A 25,806-nucleotide genomic window follows, 5' to 3' on the forward strand; every position below is an offset into this window, starting at 1 on the left:
GGCGCGTGAGAAAATCTTTCGGAATGCGGATGTTGAATCGGGTCAGGAATGAAGAGTTGCGATGTCAGAACTGAGCTGATGACAAATCTAATCTTTAGAAGATGGTGCATCCAGGAGGATGATTCGGCTGGCGCCTCACCCTGCGGGCCGTTGCTGAAGCAACGTTATCCTCCTTAGTACGTCCTGAACGATTATCGCATCATGACACACTGAGGCACTTTCCAAATCGGAGAAGATGGTGCATCCAGGAGGATTCGAACCTCCGACCGCTCGGTTCGTAGCCGAGTACTCTATCCAGCTGAGCTATGGATGCATTGAGAGATTTTCTTACGATGGACTAACTGAAACCAATCTGGGAATGATACAAGAATGGTGCATCCAGGAGGATTCGAACCTCCGACCGCTCGGTTCGTAGCCGAGTACTCTATCCAGCTGAGCTATGGATGCATTGAGAGATTTTCTTACGATGGACTAACTGAAATCAACCTGGGAATGATACAAAGAATGGTGCATCCAGGAGGATTCGAACCTCCGACCGCTCGGTTCGTAGCCGAGTACTCTATCCAGCTGAGCTATGGATGCATTAAATGATTCTTGTACAACGCAGGGTGCTAACAACTCACCATGAAAGGAACTGCTCGTTCACTCTTACTACTCTGAAGTAAATACCATATCCGAAGATGGTGCATCCAGGAGGATTCGAACCTCCGACCGCTCGGTTCGTAGCCGAGTACTCTATCCAGCTGAGCTATGGATGCATCGGAAAATGGCGGTGAGGCGGGGATTCGAACCCCGGATGCAGCTTTTGACCGCATACTCCCTTAGCAGGGGAGCGCCTTCAGCCTCTCGGCCACCTCACCTTACGCGTTCTTGCGAACCGTGCTTTTGAACTTTGTTTCCGCTCATCGGCACTGCGTGGCGCACATATTACTTTCCCGGACTTATAAGTCAAACAATTTTTCCCGACTTTTTACCGATTCAGGTTTGATTGCGCAAATGACGTGCAATCCGCATGTTTTGCCGACAAAAAGAGTGATTTATCAACAGTAAAAGCGTGCGGCAGCCGACATAATTCGCGGAAAAATCAGGAGAGCGTGAACGGATAAAAACAACGACGGGAGGAAAGAGAAGCGGTAGCGCCTCGCCACATAGCGAGGCACTGAATACGTTATTGAGGTGTAATCTGTGTTTTTTCAGCCTGGATGCGCTGATAGATCTCTTCACGGTGAACCGACACTTCTTTTGGCGCGTTTACGCCTATGCGGACCTGGTTACCCTTAACACCCAGCACCGTTACAGTTACCTCATCACCAATCATGAGGGTTTCACCAACTCGACGAGTTAGAATAAGCATTCTTTGCTCCTTGAAAGATTAAAAGAGTCGGGCCTGTTCGGTCTCCCGGCCATATCCATCATATAACGCTGAACAATGCCTATGACAAATACACCATTGTGTTCTGCCATGCCAATACATTCTGCTGATAGTTAGTTTAGCCGAAATACACTACATCAACCGGACTTTGTCATTACCTGGTGCACACCGCGTTAAAAAGCGCCGAAACAGATGTTCCTGGCGCTCTTCACGATGCTTAATTTTATTTCGTTACAGCCGGTTACTCACCCACTCCGGCACGCCAGCCAGCGCGCCAGAAAGTGCCTGGGCGTCGGTTCCGCCAGCCTGCGCCAGGTCCGGACGCCCGCCGCCTTTACCGCCGACCTGCGCAGCCAGTTCGCCAATCAGCTCACCGGCCTTCACCCGATCGGTCAGATCTTTGGTGACGCCAGCAATCAGCGACACCTTACCTTCTGCAACGGTTGCCAGTACGATGACAGCAGAACCAAGCTGATTTTTCAGATCGTCCACCATCGTGCGCAGCATTTTTGGCTCGACATTGCTGAGTTCGCTTACCAGCAGTTTCGCGCCCTTCACCTCAACCGCTTTGCTACTCAGTGAAGCGCTTTCCTGCGCCGCTTGCTGATCGCGTAGCTGTTGCAGCTCTTTCTCCAGCGCACGCACGTTTTCTACCAGTCCGCGCACTTTCTCGTTCAGATTACTGTGGTTGGCTTTCACCACCTGAGCAATGTCGGTTAGCTGATCGCTCTGCGCATGCAGTTGTGCAATCGCGGCTTCACCGGTCACCGCTTCGATACGGCGAATACCCGCCGCCGTGCCGGCTTCGCCCTGAATGCGGAACAGGCCGATGTCACCGGTACGGGCCGCGTGCGTACCGCCACACAGCTCAATGGAGTACTCGCCCATGCTGACCACGCGCACACGCTGATCGTACTTTTCACCGAACAGCGCGGTGGCGCCCAGCGCTTTCGCCTCTTCCAGGTCCATCACGTTAGTGGTGATAGGCAGGTTGCGGCGAATCTGGGCGTTAACGATATCCTCAACCGCACGAATCTGCTGCGGCTTCATGGCTTCGCCGTGTGAGAAGTCAAAACGCAGGTACTTGTCGTTGTTAAGCGAGCCTTTCTGGCCAACGTGATCGCCCAGCACTTCGCGCAACGCTTCGTGCATCAGATGCGTCGCGGAGTGGTTAAGGATGATGCGCGAACGACGCACTTCATCGACCTGCGCCTGCAGGCGATCGCCCACCCGCAGCTGACCCTGGCGTAGCTTACCGATATGACCAAAGGCTTTGCCATATTTTTGCGTATCCTGCACGCTAAATTCAGCATTTTGCCCGGTCAGGGTGCCGGTATCGCCCACCTGGCCGCCAGACTCACCGTAGAACGGGGTCTGATCCAGAATCACCACCGCATCCTGCCCTGCAGCCACCTGCTCAACCTGCTGGCCGTCCACAAACAGCGCCTGCACCGTCGCCTCGAGCGAGAGGTGGTCGTAACCTTTGAATTGAGTCGGCGTATCAAAGCGGATAACCGTGTTGTAATCGGTACCGAAGCCGCTGGCTTCACGCGCACGCTGACGCTGCTGCTCCATCGCCGCTTCAAAGCCCGCTTCGTCAATCTTCAGATTGCGCTCACGGCATACGTCAGCAGTCAGGTCCGCCGGGAAGCCGAAGGTGTCATACAGACGGAACACCGTTTCGCCGTCGAGGGTGTCGCCTTTCAGCTTCGCCAGCTCGTCGTCCAGCAGTGCCAGGCCACGCTCCAGCGTTTTAGCAAACTGCTCTTCTTCATTTTTCAGGGCGTTCTCAACGTGCTTCTGCTGACGCTTGAGATCCTCACCTGCTGCGCCCATCACCTCGATCAGCGGAGCCACCAGTTTGTAGAAGAACGCTTCTTTCGCGCCCAGCATGTTGCCATGACGCACCGCGCGACGAATGATGCGGCGCAGCACATAGCCTCGGTTTTCATTCGACGGGATGACACCATCGGCAATCAGGAAGGCACATGAACGGATGTGGTCGGCGATCACGCGCAGTGATTTGTTGTTCAGATCGGTGGCGCCGGTTACCTGCGCCACCGCGTTAATCAGCTTCGCGAACAGATCGATTTCATAGTTGGAGTTCACATGCTGCAGTACCGCGGCGATACGCTCAAGGCCCATACCGGTATCCACCGACGGTTTCGGCAGTGGCTGCATGGTGCCGTCGGCCTGACGGTTGAACTGCATGAACACGATGTTCCAGATTTCGATATAGCGATCGCCATCTTCTTCCGGACTGCCCGGAGGGCCGCCCCAGATATGGTCGCCGTGATCGTAGAAGATTTCGGTGCACGGACCGCAAGGGCCGGTGTCACCCATCTGCCAGAAGTTGTCAGAGGCGTAAGCACCGCCTTTATTATCGCCAATGCGGATAATACGTTCGCGCGGTACGCCGATGTCATTGGCCCAGATTTCAAAGGCTTCGTCATCGGTTTCGTATACGGTTACCCACAGACGCTCTTTCGGCAGCTTAAACCACTGCTCGCCCGTCAGCAGTTCCCAGGCGTAGGCAATGGCTTCTTTCTTGAAGTAGTCGCCAAAGCTGAAGTTGCCCAGCATTTCAAAGAAGGTGTGGTGACGCGCGGTGTAGCCGACGTTTTCCAGGTCATTGTGCTTACCGCCGGCACGCACGCAGCGCTGCGACGTGGTGGCGCGCGAATAATCGCGCTTGTCCTGACCAAGGAAAACGTCTTTAAATTGCACCATGCCGGCGTTAGTAAACAGCAACGTCGGATCGTTGTTTGGTACGAGGGAGCTGCTGGCTACAACCTGATGTCCCTTGCTATGAAAAAAGTCGAGAAACGCTTGACGGATCTCAGCAGTGCTCTTGCTCATAAAATTCCTGGAATCACGCTAACGAACGTTCCCTTTCGCTGGCAAACCGCATGCGCCCGGCCCGCCACTGACTGAGGAACAAAAAGTGGGAATAAGATAAATTTTCTTCAATGGGAAGTAAAATCCCATCGCCTTTCAGTCGTCAATATTTCTGAAAATCGCCTGAATGTCTTCCATCATAAAGCCTTTCGACATCAGAAAGCGCTGGACTTTGCTTTTTTCCGCCCAGCTTTGCGGCAGCGGTTCGCCGAATTTACGTTTAGCGACCTCGGCCGCGCACTGACTCCAGTCAACCTCGCTGTCGAACAGCGCCTGGTTGATTTCATCACGGTCGATGCCTTTTTGCTGCAGCTCCATGCGCACCCGCTGTGGACCATAGCCTTTGCGCGCGCGACTCTGAATAAAGCGTTCAGTAAAACGCTGGTCGTTGAGCCAGCCATTCTCCTGACACCAGTCGAGCACTTTCTCCAGCAGCGCTTCCGGTATCGGCTGGCTCTCCTGCTGCTGCAGCCAGGCCGCACGCTGATTGTTCAGCTGCAGTTTGCGTTTCAGCTCGTCGCGGCTATGGTCGCGCTGCGACAAAATACGCATGGCACGATCGAGTACCCGGGAAAAGGTTGGCTCCGGAGCCTGTGATGAGGTCGATGACATAGGATTACCTTGTTGTGACTGTTGCGCAGGGTAAAGCAAGAAGGCAGAGAGGAAAAGCACGGGCGGGAAAAAGCAAAACGGGAGCATTGCTGCTCCCGTGGGTATGGTTAGAAATCTTCGTTGGTTTCGCTGGCTTCTTCGTATTTATCAGCCGCGCTATCCGCTGTTGCCGCTTCTGCCGTTGCACCGGTCAGCAGCATGTCACGCAGCTTAACGTCGAGCTCATTGGCAATCGCCGGGTTCTCTTTGAGGAAGTTGGTGGCGTTCGCTTTACCCTGGCCGATTTTATCGCCGTTGTAGCTGTACCACGCACCGGCTTTTTCCACCAGTTTGTGCTTCACGCCGAGGTCAACCAGCTCGCCGAAGGTGTTGATGCCTTCACCGTACATGATCTGGAACTCAGCCTGCTTAAACGGTGCTGCCACTTTGTTCTTCACCACTTTAACGCGGGTTTCGCTCCCCACCACTTCGTCGCCCTCTTTAATGGCGCCGATACGGCGGATATCCAGACGCACGGAGGCATAGAACTTCAGGGCGTTACCACCGGTGGTGGTTTCCGGGTTACCGAACATCACACCAATCTTCATACGAATCTGGTTGATGAAGATCAGCAGCGTGTTGGACTGCTTGAGGTTACCCGCCAGCTTACGCATCGCCTGGCTCATCATACGCGCAGCCAGACCCATGTGCGAATCACCGATTTCACCTTCGATTTCCGCTTTCGGCGTCAGCGCCGCCACGGAGTCAACGATGATCACGTCTACCGCACCCGAACGGGCCAGCGCATCACAGATCTCCAGCGCCTGCTCACCGGTATCCGGCTGCGAACACAGCAGGTTATCAATGTCGACGCCCAGTTTCTTGGCGTATACCGGATCCAGCGCGTGCTCGGCATCGATAAAGGCACAGGTTTTGCCTTTACGCTGCGCAGCAGCAATGACCTGCAGGGTCAGCGTGGTTTTACCGGAGGACTCAGGTCCGTAGATCTCAACGATACGGCCCATTGGCAGGCCACCTGCGCCCAGCGCGATGTCCAGCGACAGGGAGCCGGTAGAGATGGTTTCAACATCCATCGAGCGGTCTTCACCCAGGCGCATGATGGAGCCTTTACCAAATTGTTTCTCAATCTGGCCCAGCGCGGCAGCTAAAGCCTTCTGTTTGTTCTCGTCAATCGCCATTTCCACTCCTAATCATGCCGGGTGAGCGGGCACCGTGTATGCCTGCTCGTTCTGTTGCCGCTAATTATACTGTATAGTCATACAGTATCAAGTTTAATTTGTCAGAAATTCATCCAGCAGCGCCTGCAGCGCCCAGCTGACCGACTGACGCCGGACAGCATCGCGATCGCCGGTAAACTGCTGGCGCTGCGCCAGCACGCGGCCCTCCGGACCCGCCAGCGCAAACCAGACGGTACCGACCGGCTTTTCAGCCGTGCCGCCATCCGGTCCGGCGATGCCGCTCACCGCAATACCATAGCCGGCGCCAGCCGCGGCACAGGCGCCGGTCACCATTTCGCGTACCGTTTGCTCACTGACGGCACCGTGCAGCGCCAGCGTCGCCGCCTGCACGCCAACCATCTGCTGCTTGGCCTCATTGCTATAGGTAACAAAGCCGCGCTCAAACCACGCCGAACTGCCGCTGATGTCGGTAAATACCTTAGCAATCCAGCCACCGGTACAGGACTCCGCCGCCGTCACCGTCGCCTGACGGCGCCTGAGCTGTTCGCCAATACGGCGGCTGAGCTGCTGAAGTTGTTCGTCGTTCATCGCCTTCTCCTGTTGTGGCGCTTCACGTTAGCAGTAAATGGTGCGGCGACAAGCACTTTTCAACCGCCGCCGTCGCATTTTGCGCGCTGCGTTCCGGCAGGGTCAGCGCGTTTTCACTGCCACCATAAATAAACGCGGGAAGGCCAGCAAAACCTGTCCATTACTGCGCGTCGGGTAAGCGGGCAGCAGCGCCTGATGATAGTCGTGTAAAAAGTCAGCCTGCTGCGCCTCATCCAGCGCGGCAAGGAACGGACGCAGCCCGGTGGCACGCAACCAGCTGATAATCGCCTGCGCATCCGCCATCGGATGATAGTAAGTGGTGCGCCAGATATCGACCTGACAGCCTGCATCGCCTAATAAATCATAGTAGCAATCGCTGCTCAGCAGGCGTTTACGCTCTGCCGCCTGAGGCGAAATATGCGCCTGCCAGCGTGAGCTGGCGGCCACCTCACGCATCAGACGATGCGACGGCTCCTGCAGGTTATCCGGCATTTGCACCGCCAGTGCACCGCCCGGTGCCAGCTGGTTTACCAGATGCGGCAACAAGGTTTCGTGGTCGGTCAGCCATTGCAGCGACGCATTGGCATAAATGACCTGTTGCGGCTGCTCAGGCTGCCAGCTGCGGATATCGGCCTGACGAAAGTCACAGTCCGGCAGGCGTTGCCGCGCCTGTTCCAGCATCGCCTCAGAGCTGTCGATGCCAGTGATGTGCGCCTGCGGCCAGGCGTGCGCCAGCAGTTCCGTGCTGTTGCCCGGGCCACATCCCAGGTCCGTAGCAAAGCGCACCTCGTTGACGGGAATACGCGCCAGCAACTCCTGTGCCGGACGCGTACGCTCAGATTCAAACTGACGATACAGCTGGGGATTCCAGTCTTGCATAGCAACGCTCCTGTCTGTGTGGAAGAGTCACACACTACCTGTTTTGCTGCGCGAGGCGCGAAGAGAAAAGTGCGGTTGCCGAAAAAGTGTGGATGGCGCAGCGGAGTCAGGTGCTGCAGGCTCAGGCGTGGTGATAGCGCGCAGGAGTGCGGATGTCGTTGCTCCCGCATCCTGCGGGGAAAAACAACAGGACGGCGCATGGCCGCCCTGCAATTAGTTCTTTTTCACAAACTCAGATTTGAGTTTCATCGGACCGAAGCCGTCGATTTTGCAATCGATATTGTGGTCACCTTCAACCAGACGGATGCTTTTCACTTTAGTGCCGATTTTCAGGGTGGAAGAGCTGCCTTTCACCTTGAGATCTTTCACTACGGTTACGCTATCGCCATCTGCCAGCAGGTTACCGTTGGCATCGCGCACTACCAGCCCTTCGCTGCTGTCATCCGCGCTGGCGGACCAGATATGGCCGCAGGAGGGGCAGTTCAGGTTATCACCCTCCTGCCAGGTGTAGTCTGCCTGGCAGGCCGGGCAGGCAGGTAAAGTCGTCATACATATTCCTCAGTAGTCGGTATGCGATGAAGAAGGCACCGCAAAACGGGCGCCATCTTATACCCTCATACTTTATAAGGACAGTATTAAAGCATGTTGCCCTGACGCGCCTGGGCGACCGCCTGCCCCAGCTGCCACACCGCCATGGCATAGTGCGTGCTGTGGTTGTAGCGCGTGATCACGTAGAAATTAGGCAGACCGTACCAGTATTGATAGCTGGTGCCGAGATCCAGCCGCAGCAGGCTGACCTGGCTGTTGCCATCCAGCGAACCCTGCGGTGCCAGACCGCTGGCCGCCAGCGTATTCACTGAATAAGAGGTTTTGAAACCGTTCTCCAGCGCCGGTGCCTGACCGCTGGCGGGCACGGCGACGTTTTCACCGGAACGCCAGCCGTGCGCTTTAAAGTAGTTGGCAACGCTGCCAATGGCATCCACCGGATCCCACAGATTGATATGGCCGTCGCCGTTAAAATCGACCGCATACTGCTTATAGGAGGACGGCATAAACTGGCCGTAGCCCATGGCACCGGCGAAAGAGCCGCGCAGATCCAGCGGATCGTCCTGCTCGGTGCGCGCCATCAGCAGGAAGGTTTCCAGCTCACTGCTGAAGTAAGCGGCACGGCGCGGATAGCTAAACGAGAGCGTCGCCAGCGCATCCAGCAGACGGGTTTTGCCCATCACCCGACCCCAGCGTGTTTCCACCCCGATAATCCCGACAATGATCTCCGGCGGTACGCCATACACCTGCTGGGCGCGCTGCAGCGCATCCTGATACTGATTCCAGAAGGCGACGCCGTTCTGCACGTTATCCGGGGTGATGAATTTATTGCGATAGCGAATCCACGCGCCGTTCGGCCCGGTCGGCGGCGTATAGCTCGGCGCCTGCTGATCCATCAGGCGCAGCACGTAATCCAGTCGCTTCGCCTGACCAATGACTGCATGCAGCTGGTCGCGGTTGAAACCGTGCTTCGCCACCATCTGATCGATAAATTGTTCCGCCGCCGGGTTACCGGCAAAGTCGCCAAACATCGGCTGAATGGCGTGAGAAGGTTCCAGTAAAAACCCCCCTTTCGGTGCAGGCACAACGGCGGATTGCTGCTGGGGGGCAGGCTTACTGCTGCAGGCAGCAAGCAAACAAATAAGCGGAAGAAGAGCAACCTTAAAACGCATCGGATATCCATAAGCCAGATGAAACACGAATGCTCATGGTAATCGTTCAACGAAGCGACTTACAGAGCAATGTCGTAAATTTACGCCCGTGGTGATTCTGCAGTTATGACCAGCCATATCTCTGGTCAGGTAATGAAAACGCCGCTGAGGTAAGGGGTGCACTGACCGAACTGACGCTTAACTGTAGCACGGCAGCGGCCTCGCCCGGCCGCGGCTAAGCGCCGAATTTGCGCGCTGGCTCCACAGTTTTCCCCGCCGCGTAAAATTTGCTTTTTACCGCCTGTCGCAATTTGATATGGTCGCCAGCCAGAAACATCGGCTGGCGGATGAAGCGGGCTGCGCAAAAATGCTAACATCTGCCCTTTCGTTATCCGCCAGTGTGATAACCATCCATCCCCGGCTGCCCTGTCCAGCCAGCGGAAATCAAAAGAGTGAATCCTGAGTGAGAATGAGATGAAAGGAGCAGAGCAAATGGACTTCAGTGGCCACACCCCCATGATGCAGCAATACCTGCGCCTGAAGGCCGATCATCCTGACATCCTGCTGTTTTATCGCATGGGCGATTTCTATGAGCTGTTCTACGACGATGCCAGACGCGCATCGCAGCTGCTGGAGATCTCGCTGACCAAACGCGGTGCGTCCGCCGGTGAACCGATCCCGATGGCCGGCGTGCCCTATCATGCCGTTGAAGGCTATCTGGCGAAGCTGGTGCAGCTGGGCGAATCGGTGGCGATCTGCGAGCAGATTGGCGATCCGGCACTCAGCAAAGGGCCGGTTGAGCGTAAAGTGGTGCGCATTGTGACGCCCGGCACCATCAGCGATGAAGCGTTGCTGCAGGAGCGCCAGGATAACCTGCTGGCAGCCATCTTCCAGAGCCAGCGCGGTTTTGGCTATGCCACGCTGGATATCAGCTCCGGGCGTTTCCGCCTCAGCGAGCCGGGCGATATCGAGACCATGGCGGCCGAACTGCAGCGTACCAATCCGGCAGAGTTGCTCTATCCGGAGGATTTGCAGGCCATGACGCTGATCGATCAGCGCCGCGGGCTGCGGCGGCGTCCGCTGTGGGAATTTGAAATCGACACCGCGCGTCAGCAGTTGAACCTGCAGTTTGGCACGCGCGATCTCAGCGGCTTTGGCGTCGAGCAGGCGCATCTGGCGCTGCGCGCGGCGGGCTGTCTGCTGCAATATGTCAAAGATACGCAGCGCACTTCGCTGCCGCATATTCGTTCGCTGAGTATGGAGCGCCAGCAGGACAGCGTCATTATGGATGCGGCTACCCGGCGCAATCTGGAAATCACCCAGAATCTGGCGGGCGGCAGCGAAAATACGCTCGCGGCGGTGCTGGATAAAACCGTCACGCCGATGGGCAGCCGCATGCTGAAGCGCTGGCTGCATATGCCGCTGCGCGACGTGGCCACCATCACGCGTCGCCAGGAATCAATTGCCGAACTGCAGTCGCTGAGCGAAGAACTGCAACCGGTGCTGCGCCAGGTGGGCGATCTGGAGCGTATTCTGGCACGTCTGGCGCTGCGCACCGCGCGTCCGCGCGATCTGGCGCGTATGCGTCATGCCTTCCAGCAATTACCAGAACTCAATACCCAGTTAGCGGGCGTGGCCGCGCCTCATCTGAATGTGCTGCGCGACCGGATGGGGGATTTCAGCGAACTGCGCGAACTGCTGGAAAGCGCCATTATTGAATCGCCGCCGGTGCTGGTGCGCGACGGTGGTGTTATCGCGCCCGGCTATAACGCCGAGCTGGACGAGTGGCGCGCGCTGGCCGACGGCGCCAGCGACTACCTTGACCGCCTGGAGATTCGCGAGCGCGAAAAACTGGGGCTGGATACGCTGAAGGTTGGCTTCAACGCTGTGCACGGCTATTACATTCAGGTCAGCCGCGGACAGAGCCATCTGGTGCCTATCCATTACGTCCGCCGCCAGACGCTGAAAAATGCCGAGCGCTATATCATTCCCGAACTGAAAGAGTACGAAGATAAGGTCCTTACGTCGAAAGGCAAAGCGCTGGCGCTGGAAAAGAGCCTGTATGACGAGCTGTTCGATCGCCTGCTGCCGCACCTCGAAGCGCTGCAGCAGAGCGCCGCGGCGCTGGCAGAGCTGGACGTACTGGCCAACCTGGCAGAGCGCGCCTGGACGCTAAACTATTGCCGCCCGGTGCTGCAGGAGAAAGCCGGGATTCGCATCACTGCCGGCCGCCATCCGGTGGTGGAACAGGTGCTGAAAGAGCCGTTCATTGCCAACCCGCTGTCGCTTTCGATGCAGCGTCGCATGCTGATCATTACCGGCCCCAACATGGGCGGTAAGAGTACTTACATGCGGCAGACGGCCCTGATTGCACTGATGGCCTGGATCGGCAGCTATGTGCCGGCGGAAGATACGGTGATCGGCCCCATCGATCGTATCTTTACCCGTGTCGGTGCCGCCGACGATCTCGCCTCCGGTCGCTCTACCTTTATGGTCGAGATGACCGAGACCGCCAACATTCTGCATAACGCCACCGAAAACAGCCTGGTGCTGATGGACGAAATCGGCCGCGGTACGTCCACTTATGATGGCCTGTCGCTCGCCTGGGCCTGTGCCGAAAGCCTGGCGAATCGCATCAAAGCCATGACGCTGTTTGCTACCCACTACTTCGAGCTCACGACCCTGCCGGAGAAAATGGAAGGCGTGGTGAATGTGCATCTTGATGCGGTGGAACACGGTGACACCATTGCCTTTATGCACAGCGTGCAGGATGGCGCCGCGAGCAAGAGCTACGGCCTGGCCGTAGCGGCGCTGGCCGGTGTGCCGAAAGAGGTGATTAAGCGTGCGCGCCACAAGCTAAAAGAGCTGGAAGCGCTGTCGGGCAGTTCTGCCGGCTCAACGGTGGAGGGCTCACAGCTGCCGCTGCTGGTGGCGGAAACCTCGCCGGCAGTGGAGGCGCTGGAAGCGCTCGATCCGGACAGCCTGACGCCCAAACAGGCGCTGGAGTGGATTTACCGTCTGAAAACCCTGATGTAACCTGCCACCGGCGCGTGCGCGGCGCGCCGGCCTGAATGACAGGCATAAAAAACGGTGACCTTGTGGTCACCGTTTTTTATTGCCAGCTACGGCTTATTCGCGGAACAGTGCTTCGATATTCAGACCCTGTGTCTGCAGAATTTCGCGCAGACGACGCAGACCTTCTACCTGAATCTGACGGACACGCTCACGGGTTAAACCGATTTCGCGGCCCACATCTTCCAGCGTTGCCGCTTCATAGCCTAACAGGCCGAAACGACGTGCCAGCACTTCACGCTGCTTGGCATTGAGTTCAAACAACCACTTAACGATGCTCTGTTTCATATCATCGTCCTGCGTGGTGTCTTCCGGACCGTTGTCTTTCTCATCGGCCAGGATATCCAGCAGCGCTTTCTCGGAATCACCGCCTAACGGCGTATCAACCGACGTAATGCGCTCGTTGAGACGCAACATACGGCTTACGTCATCAACAGGCTTGTCCAGCTGCTCGGCGATCTCTTCCGCACTCGGCTCATGGTCCAGCTTGTGCGACAGTTCACGCGCGGTACGCAGGTAAACGTTCAGTTCTTTAACAATGTGAATCGGCAGACGAATAGTACGGGTTTGGTTCATGATAGCCCGTTCAATGGTCTGACGAATCCACCAGGTGGCATAGGTTGAGAAGCGGAACCCGCGTTCCGGGTCAAACTTCTCTACGGCGCGAATCAGGCCGAGATTACCCTCTTCAATCAGATCCAGCAGCGCCAGACCACGATTGCTATAACGACGGGCAATCTTTACCACCAGGCGTAAGTTACTTTCGATCATGCGACGACGAGAAGGAATGTCACCGCGTAATGCGCGACGGGCGAAGAACACCTCTTCTTCCGCCGTTAACAGTGGTGAATAACCAATCTCGCCGAGGTAAAGCTGCGTCGCATCCAGAACGCGTTGCGTCGCACCCTGTGACAGCAACTCTTCTTCAGCTACTTCATTATCACCAGGTTCGTTCTCAACGAGAGCCTTCTCATCAAAAACCTCAGCTCCGTTCTCCTCGAATTCCGCATCATCGTGTAACTCATTAACTTTCAGCGTATTCTGGCTCATAAGCGGCTCCTACCCGTGATCCAAGGGCAGAACACCTAAGGTTCTGCCGGATTATCGCTGCGGTAAATAACGCAACGGGTTTACGGATTTCCCCTTGTAACGAATTTCAAAGTGCAATCTTACTGAACTGGTTCCGGTGCTACCCATGGTAGCGATTTTTTGCCCCGCCTTAACTTCCTGTTGTTCCCGGACCAGCATGGTATCGTTGTGGGCGTAGGCACTCAGGTAATCATCGTTGTGTTTGATGATGATTAAATTACCGTACCCGCGGAGCGCGTTGCCTGCGTATACCACTCTTCCTGATGCAGTGGCGACGACAGGTTGTCCACGCGACCCGGCGATATCGATCCCTTTGTTTCCGCCTTCCGCAGCGGAGAAGTTATCGATGATCTTCCCATCAGTCGGCCAACGCCAGCTTCCCACTGGTGTTGTGCTATTAGTTGTGCTGCTAACTGTGGGCGGTGCGGTAACCGGAGCTGTGGTCGTTGCCACATTATTTGCCCCTTTCGACGGCAGCATTTTCCCGCCTGTCGAACCCGAATCATCAGAATACGTAATAACAGGTTGCTGTGCAACAGGGGTGGATTTAATTTGCGTCTGATTCGATGCCACCGGAACGCCGCCCTGCGTGGCATCCGCTGCGGTTATCGCGTTACCACCGGTGATGGTCTGACCGTTACCGTTACCCACCTGCAACGTCTGCCCGGCGCTCAGGCTATAGGGCGCCGCGATATTATTGCGCTGTGCCAGATCGCGGAAATCATTGCCGGTAATCCAGGCAATATAGAACAGCGTATCGCCTCGCTTAACGGTGTAGGTTTCACCGCCGTAGCTGCCTTTAGGAATATTCCCATAATTGCGATTGTACACAATACGACCATTTTCGGTGGTCACATTATTATTACCACTAACCATTCCACCCGCAGGCGCGGCCGATGGTGTACCACCGCTTAACATTCCACCACGCGGCATCGCCGGCACGGTGCTGTTCTGCGCGGCGATCATGCCGCCGCCAGTGGTGGGAGCAGCAGCCATACCGCTGTCGCCGCTGTTGCTGCCAATCTGGCTGATGGGGGCTTGTGTGTTGTCGCCAGAGCTACAGCCTGCCAGCCAAAAACCGACCAGTGAAAGTGCCGCCAGACGGCGTAATTGAAATACTGTGCTTCCCGTGCTCATTGATCCCCCGTGATGGCAATCCTGGATAAAACTGTGTGTCGACGTTGACCGCATGATTCACTGTCTGTGCCGTCAAAAACGCGCTTTCGCATTGATTAACAAGGATAGTAACAATATCAACTGCGCCATGCCATGTAACGATTGTGAAGAAATACGTAAGATGGCTTTATGCCAGATCGCCCTGAACCAGCGGCACAAAGCGCACCGGCTCAATCGTTTCTTCAATGATTTCACCACCCTGACGACGCAGGCGCTTAAGTACCTGCTGGTCCTCACCCACCGGCAGCACCATTTTGCCGCCTTCTCCCAGTTGCGCTATCAGCGCAGTCGGAATTTCTGGCGGTGCGGCAGTCACAATAATGGCATCAAACGGCCCCCGCGCGGCCCAGCCCTGCCAGCCGTCGCCGTGGCGTGTGGAAATGTTATGCAGATCGAGCTGCTTCAGGCGGCGTTTCGCCTGCCACTGCAGCCCTTTGATGCGTTCAACCGAGTAAACGTGGTTAACCAGATGCGCGAGAATGGCGGTCTGATAACCCGAACCGGTGCCAATTTCCAGCACGCGCGAAGTCGGGTTCAGTTCCAGCAGCGCCGTCATGCGCGCCACCATATAAGGCTGAGAAATGGTCTGGCCGTTGCCAATTGGCAGCGCCACATTCTCCCAGGCTTTATGTTCAAAAGCCTCGTCAATAAAGCGTTCACGCGGGACATCAGCGATGGCTTTCAGCAGATGCTCATCGTGAATACCCTGCGTGCGCAGTTGGGCCAGAAGCGTTTCGATGCGCCGGTTTACCATGCCGGGTTCACCTCAGCCTGGTACAGCCCGTCGCCTGCCCTCTTCCGCGCCGCGCCGGCGCCAGGATCAACCTGTCGTAATGTCTTCACGCCAGGGAACACGCCAATGCCGGGAGTCTGAATTCCATCATCGTTGCTGAGCCGTATCCGCATCTGATTCTGACCTTTTTCATTAACCGGTCCACCGACCGCCGCGCCCGTTTTGCGCCTTCAGCGGCGCAAGCGGTCCTGCGCTGGCGGCACAAGGATGTTTGCATTCTAGCGGTGAGGCGCGGGAAGTGGTAGGCGTAAATCACGCAACCGTCGGCAGTTGTCGCAACAATAAGCAGTCAAACGCAATGGCAACCGGTAAAAAGCCCGGCGAAAAGCCGGGCTGATTTATCACCTCAGTGACGATCCGGTAAGCTCACCGCATACAGATACCAGGCCGAGTGCGGCAGCCAGCCTTCCGCCCAGCGCCAGTCGTCATCCTTCCGTGTGACCGCATAACCTTCATCAAAGGCGATGCCGTCCGCCACCTGATTCGACGCGCCGGTGATGCCGTTGACGATACCGCCCGGCAGCGTGGTGTATTTCCACGAATTGAAGAACAGATAGCTGATGTGACGATAGCCGCTGCCGGTCAGCATGCTGACGTCGTACGGATTATGACCGAGGATCCAGTTGAGCTGATCCCAGGCATAGCTCTGCAGTTGCTGCGTAAAGGCTTTATCGTCCGCGAACAGTGGCATCGCCTGACGGGCGGCGGCGGCCAGCGAGGCGATACGCGCGTTTTCGCCCTGCCACCACGGCGCAGCTTCGCTGTCGTGCGGGAAAAAGAAGCTGGTGCGCTTCACGCCGTCTTTCAGCTGAATCAGCTGGCGCGCATAGCCAAACGGGTTACTGCTCTCTTTGGTGACTGCCAGTTCAAAGCTCAGCGAGCGTTTCACCGTCTGGCGGATGTTCGCCTGCTGCGCCTGCGGCGCGATGCGCGCGTACTCCAGCAGCGCGATCACCGGCAGACCGGCATCGGACGGATGGAAGAACGGGCGTTTTTCGCCGTCGGCACGCCAGTAGTCATGCCAGTTATCCAGCGACGTCAGTCGCGCCATCAGGCTCTCCGCGCGCTGCTGCGCCGCAGCCAGATACACCGCTTTTTGCGAGGCGCGGTACAGCTCGGTAGCCGCCAGCAGCGCAGTGTAATCATCCACGATGTTCTCTTTGCCGTCGTTCACCATGCGCAGATTATTTTTCTGCAGGAAGGCAAAGGCATCTTCTGCGGTTTGCAGATACTGCTGCCGCGTGAAGTTACCGTCATTCTCCATGGTGCTGGCCAGCGCCAGCGCGGCAATTGACATGCCGGCACCCGAGCGGAAGCTGGCCTGCCACGCCAGCGGGCCGACCGCCTCTTCTTCAACAATGGTGGAATCTGACTCCTTCTCTTTGATCTGCGTGCGCCAGTTGGGATTGGCGATCACCCGGTCCTGAGCCAGCTTCTCTTTGCCCGGCGAGGAGATCGCCTGGAAGAAGGATTCCCCCGGCCGCTTCATGCGCACCAGGAAATCGGCACCGTACAGCCCTTCGTCGAGCATGCGCCGGCGATACTCATCAAAGTTCGGGTTGTCACGCGCCCCGAGATTTTGATAACCGCGCAATAAACTCCACGCCACCAGCGGCGCCTGCTGCGGATTGAAATAAGAGGTCAGATTCTGGTGCGACAGGTGCACGCCGTAATCGCCGGTGGCGTCATACCAGCCGCCGTGGACGTCAACCGTGCCGCTGCCGGTGCCCGGTGGCAGCGGCAGTTTGCGGTCCGCCTTATCGAACAGGCCGGTGACGCGCTGGCTTTTGAAATAGGCAATTACATCGGACAGCGTATAGCGCTCGAGCAGATCGGCACCAATAATGAACGGCCCGGAGCGCACATCGCCGTCGCTGCTGGTGGTTTGCAGCACGTAGCGGCCCGGCGTTTGCCAGCCGGAGAAATCGGCACGATAGAAGGTGCGATCGCCCCAGCCCGGCACATCACCCTGCGGCTGCAGCGTGCCGCTCAGCACCGCTTTATTGGTCTCATTATCCAGCAGGGTAAATTTCACCGGCGGTTTAGCGCGCGAGTCGCCGGTCAGCTGCACGATGGCGTTTTTCGGCGCGGCAACATCGTAGCCGACCTGATTGATTAAAACGTGGGTTTCGGCGTGCGCCAGCCCGGCCAGTAACAGCGCTACGGTCAGCGCGGAGAAGCGAATCCTCATGGTCATCATCCTTAGTGTCGTGAGTGATTGAACAGGCTAAAAGGGGCAATCATCATGAATTTGACGTCCTTTTCATCCTGGAAAACGTTGCCATAGCCGCCGCCCCAGCTGGGGTTATCGCTATGGTTGTTGTAGGCGGTGAGATGCAGCTTAAATACCGTGTCTTTGGCCCAGCCGGACTGCACCTGCCACACCAGATCGCCATTGATGGCGGTTTCCGTCAGACGCTGCTGCTGCGACCAGTCGCCACCGCGCGCCGGTTTACCGTCCCAGCCCCAGGCAAACGAGCCACCGATGCTGACGCCCGGCCAGACGATGTCGCTGAGATCGATCATCAGGCCTGCAAACAGCGCTTTTTCGCCGTCGGCGTTGAAGTCAGAGCGCGAATCCCACCACATATCGATGCGGCCCGCGGAGTTGGGATAGATCGGCGTCATCGCCACGGTGTAGTAACCCTGTTTCCCCGGTGCGTGTACTGCGCTGCCCTCCAGCCGGAACTGGTAGCGATCCCACTGGTACGCCAGCGTCAGGCCCTGCTGCCAGGCAAACTCATCGTAAACATCATGCCGACCGGTACGATCCTGCGAGCCGTAGAACTGCCAGCTGACGCTGAACGGGTTATCCCACAGCGTGGTCTGACGCGCCGCTTTGGCGAAATATTTGTCGAGATAATGCGGAGATTCACCCCACGCCAGCTCCAGCGTGTTGCCATTTTTGAAGTCATACTTCGCGCCCAGCGAGTGCAGATAAGGAATGCGTGTTTGCCGGTCGATTTCGCGAAACTCGTACATTTTGCGATACCACGGTGCTTTGTACTTGTTGGCGCCCATCCACGACAGCGACAGCGCGCCGGCAGCGCCATAGTCATAGACCGCTCCGACTTCCACGCCCTGGTAGGTGCCGGGCAGAAATCCCCATTGGGTGCCAAGCAGCGTCTGACCGCTCGGCTGGATATAACCGGCCCGCAGCCAGTAGTCGCCGGCTTTGAGTTTCAGCGCTGCACGGTAGAGATCCAGCCCGTTACGTTCGCCAACTCCACGGTCTTCCCACATCGAAGGCCCGTGACTGAAGCTGATCTCGTTGGGATGCGCCGGGCTGCCTTCAAACAGATCCCAGGTGGCGAAGGCTGCCACATCAATGCCCACGGTATCGGCCAGATAGCCGGACTGATAATCGAGCGCGCCGGTCAGCGTGCTGTGATGCAGGTTGGTCTGATAGTGCTGATAGTGCGTGCTGTGCGGATCGAGATCTTTACGCTCACGGTGGCGCTGCCAGTAATAGACGGTGCCCTCCAGCGTGCTGTCTTCAACAAATCCTTCCGCCAGCGCCGGCGGTGCCGCGCCCAGCATCAGGGTGGCCAGCGGCAGCAGCGCTGCCTTTTTTCTCCTGGTGAATGTGTTCATGACCTTTCCTTAAGGTGCACGCGGCCCTGCGAAGCAGCCGCATGCGATTTCCCTGTTTTGGTGTTAACAAATCAGCGCATCAGGCGCCGGTTTTATTCACGCTGCGCAGCGTCCAGCGGCCGTAAATCAGCGTCAGAATGAATGGGGTGAGGAAAGCCACGGCAATTGCCGCCACTTCATAGATCATCTTCGACTCAGGACCTTCGAACAGGCCAAGTTCAAACACGTTCAGCACCGGCAGGAAACTGTAGGTTTTCACCTGCAGCAGCCCGGTGATGCCACCGCCGAGCGCCGCGCCGATGCAGCCGAAGATAAACAGCATGCGGTACTTGAGATTGACGCCGTACAGCGCCGGTTCGGTAATGCCAAAGAACGCTGACAGCGACGCCGAGATTGCAATCTGCCGGTCGCGCAGGCTGCGGGCGATGAAGATCGCGCCGGTAACCGCGCCAAACTGGCCCATCACCGCCGACATAAACATCGCCATGATGGTGTCGTAGCCCTGCACCTGAATATTGATCAGCGCCAGCGGGATGATGCCCCAGTGGACACCAAACACCACAAATAGCTGACCAATGCCCGCCAGCAGTGCGCCGGAGATCATCGGGCTGAGCTGATAGAGCCAGCTGTAGCCGCTGGCGATGCCGACACCAACGTAATCTGCCAGCGGGCCAATCACCGTGAACACCACAAAGCCGCAAATCAGCAGCGACAGGCACGGCACAAACACCAGCGCTGCCACCTCTGGGATCCACTGTTTCAGCCGGCGCTCAACCTTGCTCAGCAGCAGCACCGCCAGAATCGCCGGAATCACCGCGCCGCCGTAAATCTTCAGGCTGATGCTCAGGCCGAACAGCGCAAAGTGCGCCGGCAGATCCGGCTGGGTCAGCGGAAACACCATCGCCGCCGTCAGCGCCAGCGCGGTGAAACGGCTGGTACCGAAACGGTCTGCCGCGGTAACCGCAATAAACAGCGGCAGAAAGACAAACACCCCGCTGGCCAGCGCGTTGAACATGGCGAACAGCAGGTCATCGTCCGCCACCCAGCCCTGCGTCTGCAGCAGCACCATGATGCCTTTGATCACCCCGATGCCAGCCAGTACGCCAATGTAGGGCGTAAAGATAGCGCCGAGCGTGGCCAGCATTTTACCCGCGACGCCGCGCTCGTCTTTGCCGGGCTTCACCGGTTCGGCCACCGGCGCTGCGCCCTGCTGCATCGCCTGATACAGCTGTTCGACCTGCGGCCCGACCACAATCTGCAGCTGCCCGGACGCGTTCACCACGCGGATGACGCCCGGCAGGCTACTGATGGCCGGCATATCGACACTGGCCAGATCGTTTATCGTCAGCCGCAGTCGCGTGGCGCAGTGTGAAATGTGGCTGATATTATCGTCGCCGCCGACCTGTTCCCTGATGGCCTGCGCCAGCTTCACGTAATCGAGTTTCATTGTTGTTATCCTTATGGCTCGCGCCCGGCGTTAGTCGTAATCACCCGGTTTGGTTTTGCTCTTCATCGCCACGCCAAAATCAGTGAATATGCGCTGCGGCAGATTGTTGCCTTTGGCTTCAGCGATGTGATGCGCGAGGATCTGGAACGGAATCACCATCAGCAGCGGCGCCATCCATTCGCTGACCTCCACGCCGAGTGCCAGCGTGCGCGCATCATCGCTCTCCCCGAGACACAGGCTCCAGACGTGCGGCGTCACGCGCTGCTCATACTGGCGCAGCAGCTGCAGGCGTTCGCGCACCGGCGCCTCGACATCGATAAAGAACAGCCGGTGCTGCGGATTGATTTCGAAATAGGGGCCGTGCATGAATGCTTCCAGTTCAATGCCCTGCGACGGCACGCGCACCGTTTCGCTGAATTTGGTCTCCATCTCTTTGATCACGCCAATCGCCGGACCAAAGCCAATCGAGATAAAGCGTGGCGCCGCAGTGAGATCGTCCTGCCAGCGCTGCCAGAAACGCTCGGTGCGGGCGATGATGTCCGGAATCGCGTCGACGCCGTGCTGCAGTTGCGTCAGCGCCTGCTGCTCCTGCTCTGCGCTGAGGCGACCGCTGTGGCGCGCACTGTGCACGCCAATCAGCATCAGCGTCAGGATCGTGGCGACATAGCCTTTGGTGACATACCCGACGCGCTCTTCGCCGTTCATGATGTCTACGGCGTGATCCACCGCCTGCGCCAGCGGACTGGTGATTTTGCTGGTGATGCCCCAGGTTGCCACGCCGTGCTGTTTTTTCAGCGCGTCGATCGCCGCCAGCGTCGAAGTGCTCTCGCCGCTCTGTGAAATCGCGATCACCAGATCGGTCGCCGGATCCCACTGCTCGTAGTGCTGAAAATGGAACGGCTCCTGCACGCTGATGCGTACGCCGGTCAGTTGCTCAACGTAATATTTGGCGCTGAGCGCGGCGTTGATGCTGGAGCCGGTGGCCAGAATCAGCACTGTTTTTGCCTTGCCCAGCACCGGTAATCCCTGCGGATAGCACGCCAGCAGATGGCTCAGCACCTCGGGTTGCTGGTGGATGTAGGTCATCATGGTGGGTTTCATTACCGCTCCTTAAACTGTTTTCCCGCCAACCTGAAAACGTTTTCAGGTTGCGAGCCAACTTATTTAATGGCGCATATTAAGTCAACGTGAGGATCGTGAAATTGCGATCGCGCTAACAAAGCGCAACGAAAGCAGGCGGAACGTTTAAGGGGAGAAGATCAGGCGGATTCGCCGGGGATCAATACCGGCTTTAGCGGTGCGCTGCAGCGCGCGTGCGGGCTTAAGCTGCCGTCCAGCTGCGCCATCATCATGGTGATAATGTTTTGCCCCAGCTGCGGATTCTGGTGATCGACACTGGTCAGGCGCGGGATAAAATACTCGCTGCCGGGGAAGCGCTCACAGCTGATTACCGCTATCTGCTCAGGCACGTCAATGCCGCGATCGCGTAGCGCGCGGATCGCGCCCATCGCCACGCGATCGTTGATTGCCACCAGCGCCTGCGGTTGCTCTGCCTGCTGCCACAGCGTATCAACCGCCTGATAGCCGTGTTCAGGATAGAAGTTATTCAGGCAGATCCAGCTGTCGCGCGGCGTAATGCCGGCCTGCTGCAGCGTGGCGTGGAAATGACTGACGCGCTCGCGCGTCACCCACACTTTGCGCGAACCGCCAATAAACGCGATATCACGCAGGCCGCGCGCCAGCAAATGATTCACCGCCAGCCCGACGCAGTGCTGCTGGTCGCGCATCACGCACGGCCAGCGGCCAGCAGGATGCGGCTGCCCCACCACCACCACCGCCATTTTGTCCATCAGCGATTCCAGCAGCGTCAGGTAGCCGGCCGGAATCGGCGCATAGTCGCTGTGGCCGCCGAGCACGATCACCCCATCGATCTGGCTATCGATAATCGACTGAAAAATCGCGCTTTCGTCATCGTCGTGCTGAGGGCTACGGTTGGCCGACTGGGTATCGTACAGGGTGATTTTGTAACCGATGGCCAGACAGGCCTGCTGAATCTGCGCCACCAGCGTGACGAAGTAAGGGTTAGTGATGTCAGAGACGATCACCGCGAGCGTATAGCTCTGGCGCGATATCATGCCGCGCGCCATCAGGTTGGGGCTGAACTGATGCTCGGCGATCACCTGTTCCACCCGCGTGCGGGTTTTTTCCGACACCCACGCATGCTTATTGAGCACGCGCGAGACGGTAGTGATCGATACACCGGCGAGTACGGCAATATCCTTGATGGTAAGATTTTTGCTCATCGTCGCCGGGTTCGCTTATTCGTCGCCGAGCGGGGCCGCCGCGCCGTTGCTCAGCAGCTCACGCACTACGCTGGTGGCAAAACTGCCGGCCGGCAGCCAGAACTGCAGCTCGAGCGTGACGTCATCCCACCAGTTCCATTGCAGATCTTTCGGCACCACCAGCATGGCGCGCCGCGCCGCATCGACGCGTTCACGCTCCAGCAGGCCGAGCAGATCGGCCGCGCCCGCCAGTTGCTGCTGTTCAAACGCCAGCGTTTCGCCCTGAGTGCCCAGCTCGCCGCGTCCGGCCAGCGGCGCGGTGATGCGCAGCTCGTGGTTATCCACACGCTGCTGCAGCGCAGGTAACTCGTCCGTCTGGGCAACAAACCAGCTGCCGCGCCCGCTGAGCTGCAGCGCATCGCCGGGCTGCACGCGATCCAGCGCACCGTCACGCTGCAGGCGCGCGCTGGTCAGTTGATTGAACAGCTGGCTGCGCGCCGCCGACAGCAGAATGCCTTTCATACTGCGGTCGCGTGGACGGAATTTGTCGTCTGCCCACAGCCGCGCCTGCGTCAGGTTATTGCCGCCGCGGCCAAAGCGCTGTTCGCCAAAGTAGTTGGGCACGCCCTGCTGCTGAATCCGCTGCAGCCGCGATTCCACCTGCGCGCGATCGGACACCTGACGTACCACCAGACGAAACGCATTGCCCGCCAGCGCGCCGGTGCGCAGTTTACGCTTGTGGCGAATCACCTGCAGGATCTCCACGCCTTCCAGCTGGAAGCCGGCAAGGTTGGGCATCGCCGTGCCCGGCACGCGGAAGCACAGCGTCTGCTCGGTGACCGCATGGCGATCTTTCATGCCGGCATAGCTGAGATCGCGCTGATGCACGCCGAGGAATTTGGCGATCGCCTCAGCGACAAAACGCGTGTTGCAGCCAATTTTGCGGATGCGCACCAGCAGCTGCTCGCCTTCGCCGTCATAGGGATAGCCGAGATCTTCAATTACCACGAAATCTTCGGGACTGGCTTTGATTACCCCGGTGGCAGCGGGCACGCCGTGCAGGTAGAGCAGCTCACTCATGCCCGATCGGCCTTCACCAGCAGCGCCACGGCTTCGCAGGCAATGCCTTCACCGCGACCGGTGAAGCCCAGCTTCTCGGTGGTGGTGGCTTTGACGTTGACATCATCCATGTGGCAACCGAGATCTTCGGCGATGTTGACGCGCATCTGCGGCACGTGCGGCAGCATTTTCGGTGCCTGAGCGATGATGGTGACATCAACGTTGCCGATGCGGTAGCCCTTCTGCTGGATGCGGCGCCAGGCTTCGCGCAGCAAACCGCGGCTGTCGGCGCCTTTGAATGCCGGATCGGTATCCGGGAACAGTTTGCCGATGTCGCCCATTGCCACCGCGCCCAGCAGCGCGTCGGTCAGCGCATGCAGCGCCACATCGCCGTCTGAATGCGCAATAAAGCCCTGTTCGAAGGGAATACGCACCCCGCCAATCACCAGCGGACCTTCGCCGCCAAACGCGTGCACGTCAAAACCGTGACCGATACGCATCATGCGTGCTCCTTTAACTGAATCTGAGTGAGATAGAAGGCCGCCAGCGCCAGATCTTCCGGCCGCGTTACCTTAATATTGTCGCTGCGTCCGCTGACCAGCTCAGGATGATAACCGCAATACTCCAGCGCCGAGGCTTCATCGGTGATGGTCGCGCCTTCATTGAGCGCGCGCGTCAGGCAGGCTGTCAGCAGCGCATGCGGGAAAAACTGCGGCGTCAGCGCATGCCATAAGTCATCGCGTTCAACGGTATGCGCAATGGCACCTTTGCCAGGCTCCGCGCGCTTCATGGTGTCGCGCACCGGTGCCGCCAGAATCGCGCCGACTTTGCTGTGCTCACGCACCGCCAGCAAACGCGCTAAATCATGGGGATGCAGGCACGGACGCGCCGCGTCGTGCACCAGCACCCAGGCGCTGTGGCGGATGGTCTGTAATCCGGCCAGCACCGACTCGGCGCGGGTTTCGCCGCCGGTGACGCGCAGTACGCGGGCATCCTGAGCCAGCGGCAGGCTATCGAACCAGCCGTCATCCGGGCTGACTGGCACCACCACCTGCTTTACCGCCGGATGCGCCAGCAGGCGCGCCACGCTGTGCTCGAGCAGGGTTAACGGACCGATGGTGAGATACTGCTTCGGACAGGCGGCCTGCATGCGGCTGCCGATACCGGCAGCCGGCACCACGGCAATCACATCCGCAGAGGAAGAGAGCTGATTCATGGTTTATCGTTGTTGGTTCTGCGCCGCTTGTTGCGCATTACGTTTGTTTTGGTCTGGCACCAGACGATAGAAAGTCTCGCCAGGCCTGATCATGCCCAGCTCGCTGCGTGCGCGTTCCTCAATCGCCTCTGAACCGCCATTGAGATCGTCAATTTCGGCAAACAGCTGATCGTTACGCGCTTTGAGTTTGGCGTTATTCGCCTGTTGTGACGCCACGTCTTCGCTGACGCGCGTGTAATCATGGATACCGTTCTTGCCCAGCCACAGAGAGTATTGCAACCATCCCAGCAGCACGAGCAGCAGTAACGTCAGTTTTCCCATCCCCGCCCCCTGAAAAACGGCTCAATCATCCCATAACTTGACGCCGGACTCCACTGCGGCAGCGAAAATGGCGCGCAAGCAGATTTGTCTGGACAAATAATGACGGAGAAAGCGCCGGACGGCAGGTAAAGTTTTGTAACCTGCCGATGCGTTTGCACATCAGCGCCGGATTACCAGCCGGAGAGAAAGGAGAATAGCAGCCAGAACAGGCACACCACCACCAGGGCGGTAATCAGGCCGCTCCACCACAGCCGGCCACGCAGCATCAGGCTGAGCACGATGCCAATCAGCACCGAAACCGGCAGCAGCGCAAGGAAAAAAGGCCAGGTGTAGAGAAAGAAAAACAGCGTGTTAGAGCCGTACAGCAGAAACGGGATGCCCAGCGCACACCAGTACGAGAGAAAGCCGATCACGCCGCCCGGCAGCGATGAGCGTGGCTCATCCGGGGTGCGTTCATCTTTGCGTGCCAGCATGGGGGTAACGTTCTGCATAGAGATCCTGTTGACGCTAAAGCGCGGCAAACCGTGAGATTT

22 protein-coding genes and 5 tRNA genes are annotated in these 25,806 nt (G+C 58.1%); 1 reads left to right on the forward strand and 26 read right to left on the reverse strand.

The genetic code is table 11. The features are described from left to right. Positions 1–236 precede the first annotated feature (236 nt). The 13 genes from F3I21_RS15685 to mltB form a co-directional block, all read right to left on the reverse strand. A tRNA-Arg gene (locus tag F3I21_RS15685) sits at positions 237–313 on the reverse strand. Positions 314–370: 57 nt separating this feature from the next. Next, a tRNA-Arg gene (locus tag F3I21_RS15690) sits at positions 371–447 on the reverse strand. Between the two features lie 58 nt (positions 448–505). Beyond that, positions 506–582, reverse strand: a tRNA-Arg gene (locus F3I21_RS15695). Between the two features lie 99 nt (positions 583–681). After that, positions 682–758, reverse strand: a tRNA-Arg gene (locus F3I21_RS15700). 9 nt (positions 759–767) lie between these two features. Further along, positions 768–860, reverse strand: a tRNA-Ser gene (locus tag F3I21_RS15705). Between the two features lie 308 nt (positions 861–1,168). After that, the gene (gene csrA, locus F3I21_RS15710) at positions 1,169–1,354 is read right to left on the reverse strand and encodes a carbon storage regulator CsrA (protein ID WP_058759760.1); all 186 of its coding nucleotides are present in this window, start codon (positions 1,352–1,354) and stop codon (positions 1,169–1,171) included. A 249-nt stretch (positions 1,355–1,603) separates the two neighbouring features. Continuing rightward, entirely contained in the window at positions 1,604–4,231 is a 2,628-nt protein-coding gene (gene alaS, locus F3I21_RS15715) for an alanine--tRNA ligase (RefSeq protein ID WP_021507332.1), read from the reverse strand. 135 nt (positions 4,232–4,366) lie between these two features. Continuing rightward, positions 4,367–4,882: a regulatory protein RecX gene (locus F3I21_RS15720; RefSeq protein WP_223815705.1), complete on the reverse strand. Its 516-nt coding sequence runs from the start codon at positions 4,880–4,882 to the stop codon at positions 4,367–4,369. 107 nt (positions 4,883–4,989) lie between these two features. Then, positions 4,990–6,060, reverse strand: coding sequence for a recombinase RecA (recA, locus tag F3I21_RS15725; RefSeq protein WP_021507334.1), 1,071 nt, complete (start codon positions 6,058–6,060; stop codon positions 4,990–4,992). A 93-nt stretch (positions 6,061–6,153) separates the two neighbouring features. Then, entirely contained in the window at positions 6,154–6,648 is a 495-nt protein-coding gene (gene pncC / locus F3I21_RS15730) for a nicotinamide-nucleotide amidase (RefSeq protein WP_150059286.1), read from the reverse strand. A gap of 102 nt (positions 6,649–6,750) precedes the next feature. After that, the gene (gene tam, locus F3I21_RS15735; RefSeq protein ID WP_150059287.1) at positions 6,751–7,527 is read right to left on the reverse strand and encodes a trans-aconitate 2-methyltransferase; all 777 of its coding nucleotides are present in this window, start codon (positions 7,525–7,527) and stop codon (positions 6,751–6,753) included. Positions 7,528–7,740: 213 nt separating this feature from the next. Then, positions 7,741–8,076 carry a zinc ribbon domain-containing protein YjdM gene (locus F3I21_RS15740; RefSeq protein WP_088516493.1) on the reverse strand — a complete coding sequence of 112 codons (336 nt, stop codon included), beginning with the start codon at positions 8,074–8,076 and terminating at the stop codon, positions 7,741–7,743. 86 nt (positions 8,077–8,162) lie between these two features. Next, positions 8,163–9,245 (reverse strand): lytic murein transglycosylase B, encoded by a 1,083-nt coding sequence (gene mltB, locus F3I21_RS15745; protein ID WP_127834480.1) that lies wholly within the window; start codon positions 9,243–9,245, stop codon positions 8,163–8,165. Between the two features lie 471 nt (positions 9,246–9,716). Between mltB and mutS the strand changes: the two genes are divergently transcribed. Continuing rightward, on the forward strand, positions 9,717–12,260 hold the full coding sequence (gene mutS / locus F3I21_RS15750) for a DNA mismatch repair protein MutS (protein ID WP_150059288.1): 2,544 nt from the start codon (positions 9,717–9,719) through the stop codon (positions 12,258–12,260). 93 nt (positions 12,261–12,353) lie between these two features. On the opposite strand, the gene rpoS is transcribed toward mutS, so the two are convergent. From rpoS to F3I21_RS15815, 13 genes are all read right to left on the reverse strand, one after another. Further along, on the reverse strand, positions 12,354–13,346 hold the full coding sequence (gene rpoS / locus F3I21_RS15755) for an RNA polymerase sigma factor RpoS (RefSeq protein WP_021507339.1): 993 nt from the start codon (positions 13,344–13,346) through the stop codon (positions 12,354–12,356). Positions 13,347–13,397: 51 nt separating this feature from the next. Next, positions 13,398–14,522 (reverse strand): murein hydrolase activator NlpD, encoded by a 1,125-nt coding sequence (gene nlpD / locus F3I21_RS15760; RefSeq protein ID WP_058776000.1) that lies wholly within the window; start codon positions 14,520–14,522, stop codon positions 13,398–13,400. A 166-nt stretch (positions 14,523–14,688) separates the two neighbouring features. Beyond that, a complete protein-coding gene (locus F3I21_RS15765) occupies positions 14,689–15,315 on the reverse strand; it encodes a protein-L-isoaspartate(D-aspartate) O-methyltransferase (protein WP_021507341.1) in 627 nt (208 codons plus the stop codon). A gap of 385 nt (positions 15,316–15,700) precedes the next feature. Next, positions 15,701–17,545, reverse strand: a complete 1,845-nt coding sequence (locus F3I21_RS15770) for a glycoside hydrolase family 9 protein (protein WP_150059289.1) — start codon at positions 17,543–17,545, stop codon at positions 15,701–15,703. 11 nt (positions 17,546–17,556) lie between these two features. Continuing rightward, positions 17,557–18,948 (reverse strand): OprD family outer membrane porin, encoded by a 1,392-nt coding sequence (locus F3I21_RS15775; protein WP_150059290.1) that lies wholly within the window; start codon positions 18,946–18,948, stop codon positions 17,557–17,559. A gap of 79 nt (positions 18,949–19,027) precedes the next feature. Beyond that, positions 19,028–20,395, reverse strand: coding sequence for a PTS transporter subunit EIIC (locus F3I21_RS15780; protein ID WP_150059291.1), 1,368 nt, complete (start codon positions 20,393–20,395; stop codon positions 19,028–19,030). Between the two features lie 30 nt (positions 20,396–20,425). Further along, entirely contained in the window at positions 20,426–21,496 is a 1,071-nt protein-coding gene (locus F3I21_RS15785) for an SIS domain-containing protein (RefSeq protein WP_150059292.1), read from the reverse strand. 158 nt (positions 21,497–21,654) lie between these two features. Continuing rightward, on the reverse strand, positions 21,655–22,698 hold the full coding sequence (locus F3I21_RS15790) for a LacI family DNA-binding transcriptional regulator (RefSeq protein ID WP_150059293.1): 1,044 nt from the start codon (positions 22,696–22,698) through the stop codon (positions 21,655–21,657). A gap of 15 nt (positions 22,699–22,713) precedes the next feature. Next, a complete protein-coding gene (gene truD / locus F3I21_RS15795; RefSeq protein WP_150059294.1) occupies positions 22,714–23,757 on the reverse strand; it encodes a tRNA pseudouridine(13) synthase TruD in 1,044 nt (347 codons plus the stop codon). After that, the gene (gene ispF, locus F3I21_RS15800; protein ID WP_031279680.1) at positions 23,754–24,236 is read right to left on the reverse strand and encodes a 2-C-methyl-D-erythritol 2,4-cyclodiphosphate synthase; all 483 of its coding nucleotides are present in this window, start codon (positions 24,234–24,236) and stop codon (positions 23,754–23,756) included. The genes truD and ispF overlap by 4 nt, the downstream gene beginning before the upstream one ends. Beyond that, a complete protein-coding gene (ispD, locus tag F3I21_RS15805) occupies positions 24,236–24,952 on the reverse strand; it encodes a 2-C-methyl-D-erythritol 4-phosphate cytidylyltransferase (protein ID WP_150059295.1) in 717 nt (238 codons plus the stop codon). Before ispD ends, ispF begins: the two co-directional genes overlap by 1 nt. A 3-nt stretch (positions 24,953–24,955) precedes the next feature. Next, positions 24,956–25,273, reverse strand: coding sequence for a cell division protein FtsB (ftsB, locus tag F3I21_RS15810; RefSeq protein ID WP_021507350.1), 318 nt, complete (start codon positions 25,271–25,273; stop codon positions 24,956–24,958). A gap of 170 nt (positions 25,274–25,443) precedes the next feature. Beyond that, on the reverse strand, positions 25,444–25,764 hold the full coding sequence (locus F3I21_RS15815) for a DUF3561 family protein (protein WP_021507351.1): 321 nt from the start codon (positions 25,762–25,764) through the stop codon (positions 25,444–25,446). Positions 25,765–25,806: the final 42 nt, after the last annotated feature.

The sequence above is a fragment of the Pantoea sp. B_9 genome (assembly GCF_008632015.1).
GTDB lineage: Bacteria > Pseudomonadota > Gammaproteobacteria > Enterobacterales > Enterobacteriaceae > Pantoea > Pantoea dispersa.

Bases quoted from the DNA above. Each gene is read 5' to 3' on its own strand.
- ftsB (WP_021507350.1), bottom strand. From the start codon at position 25,273: ATGGGAAAACTGACGTTACTGCTGCTCGTGCTGCTGGGATGGTTGCAA.
- F3I21_RS15720 (WP_223815705.1), bottom strand. From the start codon at position 4,882: ATGTCATCGACCTCATCACAGGCTCCGGAGCCAACCTTTTCCCGGGTA.
- F3I21_RS15780 (WP_150059291.1), bottom strand. From the start codon at position 20,395: ATGAAACTCGATTACGTGAAGCTGGCGCAGGCCATCAGGGAACAGGTC.
- F3I21_RS15765 (WP_021507341.1), bottom strand. From the start codon at position 15,315: ATGGTAAACCGGCGCATCGAAACGCTTCTGGCCCAACTGCGCACGCAG.
- ispF (WP_031279680.1), bottom strand. From the start codon at position 24,236: ATGCGTATCGGTCACGGTTTTGACGTGCACGCGTTTGGCGGCGAAGGT.
- mltB (WP_127834480.1), bottom strand. From the start codon at position 9,245: ATGCGTTTTAAGGTTGCTCTTCTTCCGCTTATTTGTTTGCTTGCTGCC.
- truD (WP_150059294.1), bottom strand. From the start codon at position 23,757: ATGAGTGAGCTGCTCTACCTGCACGGCGTGCCCGCTGCCACCGGGGTA.
- F3I21_RS15790 (WP_150059293.1), bottom strand. From the start codon at position 22,698: ATGAGCAAAAATCTTACCATCAAGGATATTGCCGTACTCGCCGGTGTA.
- mutS (WP_150059288.1), top strand. From the start codon at position 9,717: ATGGACTTCAGTGGCCACACCCCCATGATGCAGCAATACCTGCGCCTG.
- F3I21_RS15815 (WP_021507351.1), bottom strand. From the start codon at position 25,764: ATGCAGAACGTTACCCCCATGCTGGCACGCAAAGATGAACGCACCCCG.
- nlpD (WP_058776000.1), bottom strand. From the start codon at position 14,522: ATGAGCACGGGAAGCACAGTATTTCAATTACGCCGTCTGGCGGCACTT.
- F3I21_RS15775 (WP_150059290.1), bottom strand. From the start codon at position 18,948: ATGAACACATTCACCAGGAGAAAAAAGGCAGCGCTGCTGCCGCTGGCC.
- rpoS (WP_021507339.1), bottom strand. From the start codon at position 13,346: ATGAGCCAGAATACGCTGAAAGTTAATGAGTTACACGATGATGCGGAA.
- recA (WP_021507334.1), bottom strand. From the start codon at position 6,060: ATGGCGATTGACGAGAACAAACAGAAGGCTTTAGCTGCCGCGCTGGGC.
- alaS (WP_021507332.1), bottom strand. From the start codon at position 4,231: ATGAGCAAGAGCACTGCTGAGATCCGTCAAGCGTTTCTCGACTTTTTT.
- F3I21_RS15740 (WP_088516493.1), bottom strand. From the start codon at position 8,076: ATGACGACTTTACCTGCCTGCCCGGCCTGCCAGGCAGACTACACCTGG.
- F3I21_RS15785 (WP_150059292.1), bottom strand. From the start codon at position 21,496: ATGAAACCCACCATGATGACCTACATCCACCAGCAACCCGAGGTGCTG.
- pncC (WP_150059286.1), bottom strand. From the start codon at position 6,648: ATGAACGACGAACAACTTCAGCAGCTCAGCCGCCGTATTGGCGAACAG.
- csrA (WP_058759760.1), bottom strand. From the start codon at position 1,354: ATGCTTATTCTAACTCGTCGAGTTGGTGAAACCCTCATGATTGGTGAT.
- F3I21_RS15770 (WP_150059289.1), bottom strand. From the start codon at position 17,545: ATGAGGATTCGCTTCTCCGCGCTGACCGTAGCGCTGTTACTGGCCGGG.
- ispD (WP_150059295.1), bottom strand. From the start codon at position 24,952: ATGAATCAGCTCTCTTCCTCTGCGGATGTGATTGCCGTGGTGCCGGCT.
- tam (WP_150059287.1), bottom strand. From the start codon at position 7,527: ATGCAAGACTGGAATCCCCAGCTGTATCGTCAGTTTGAATCTGAGCGT.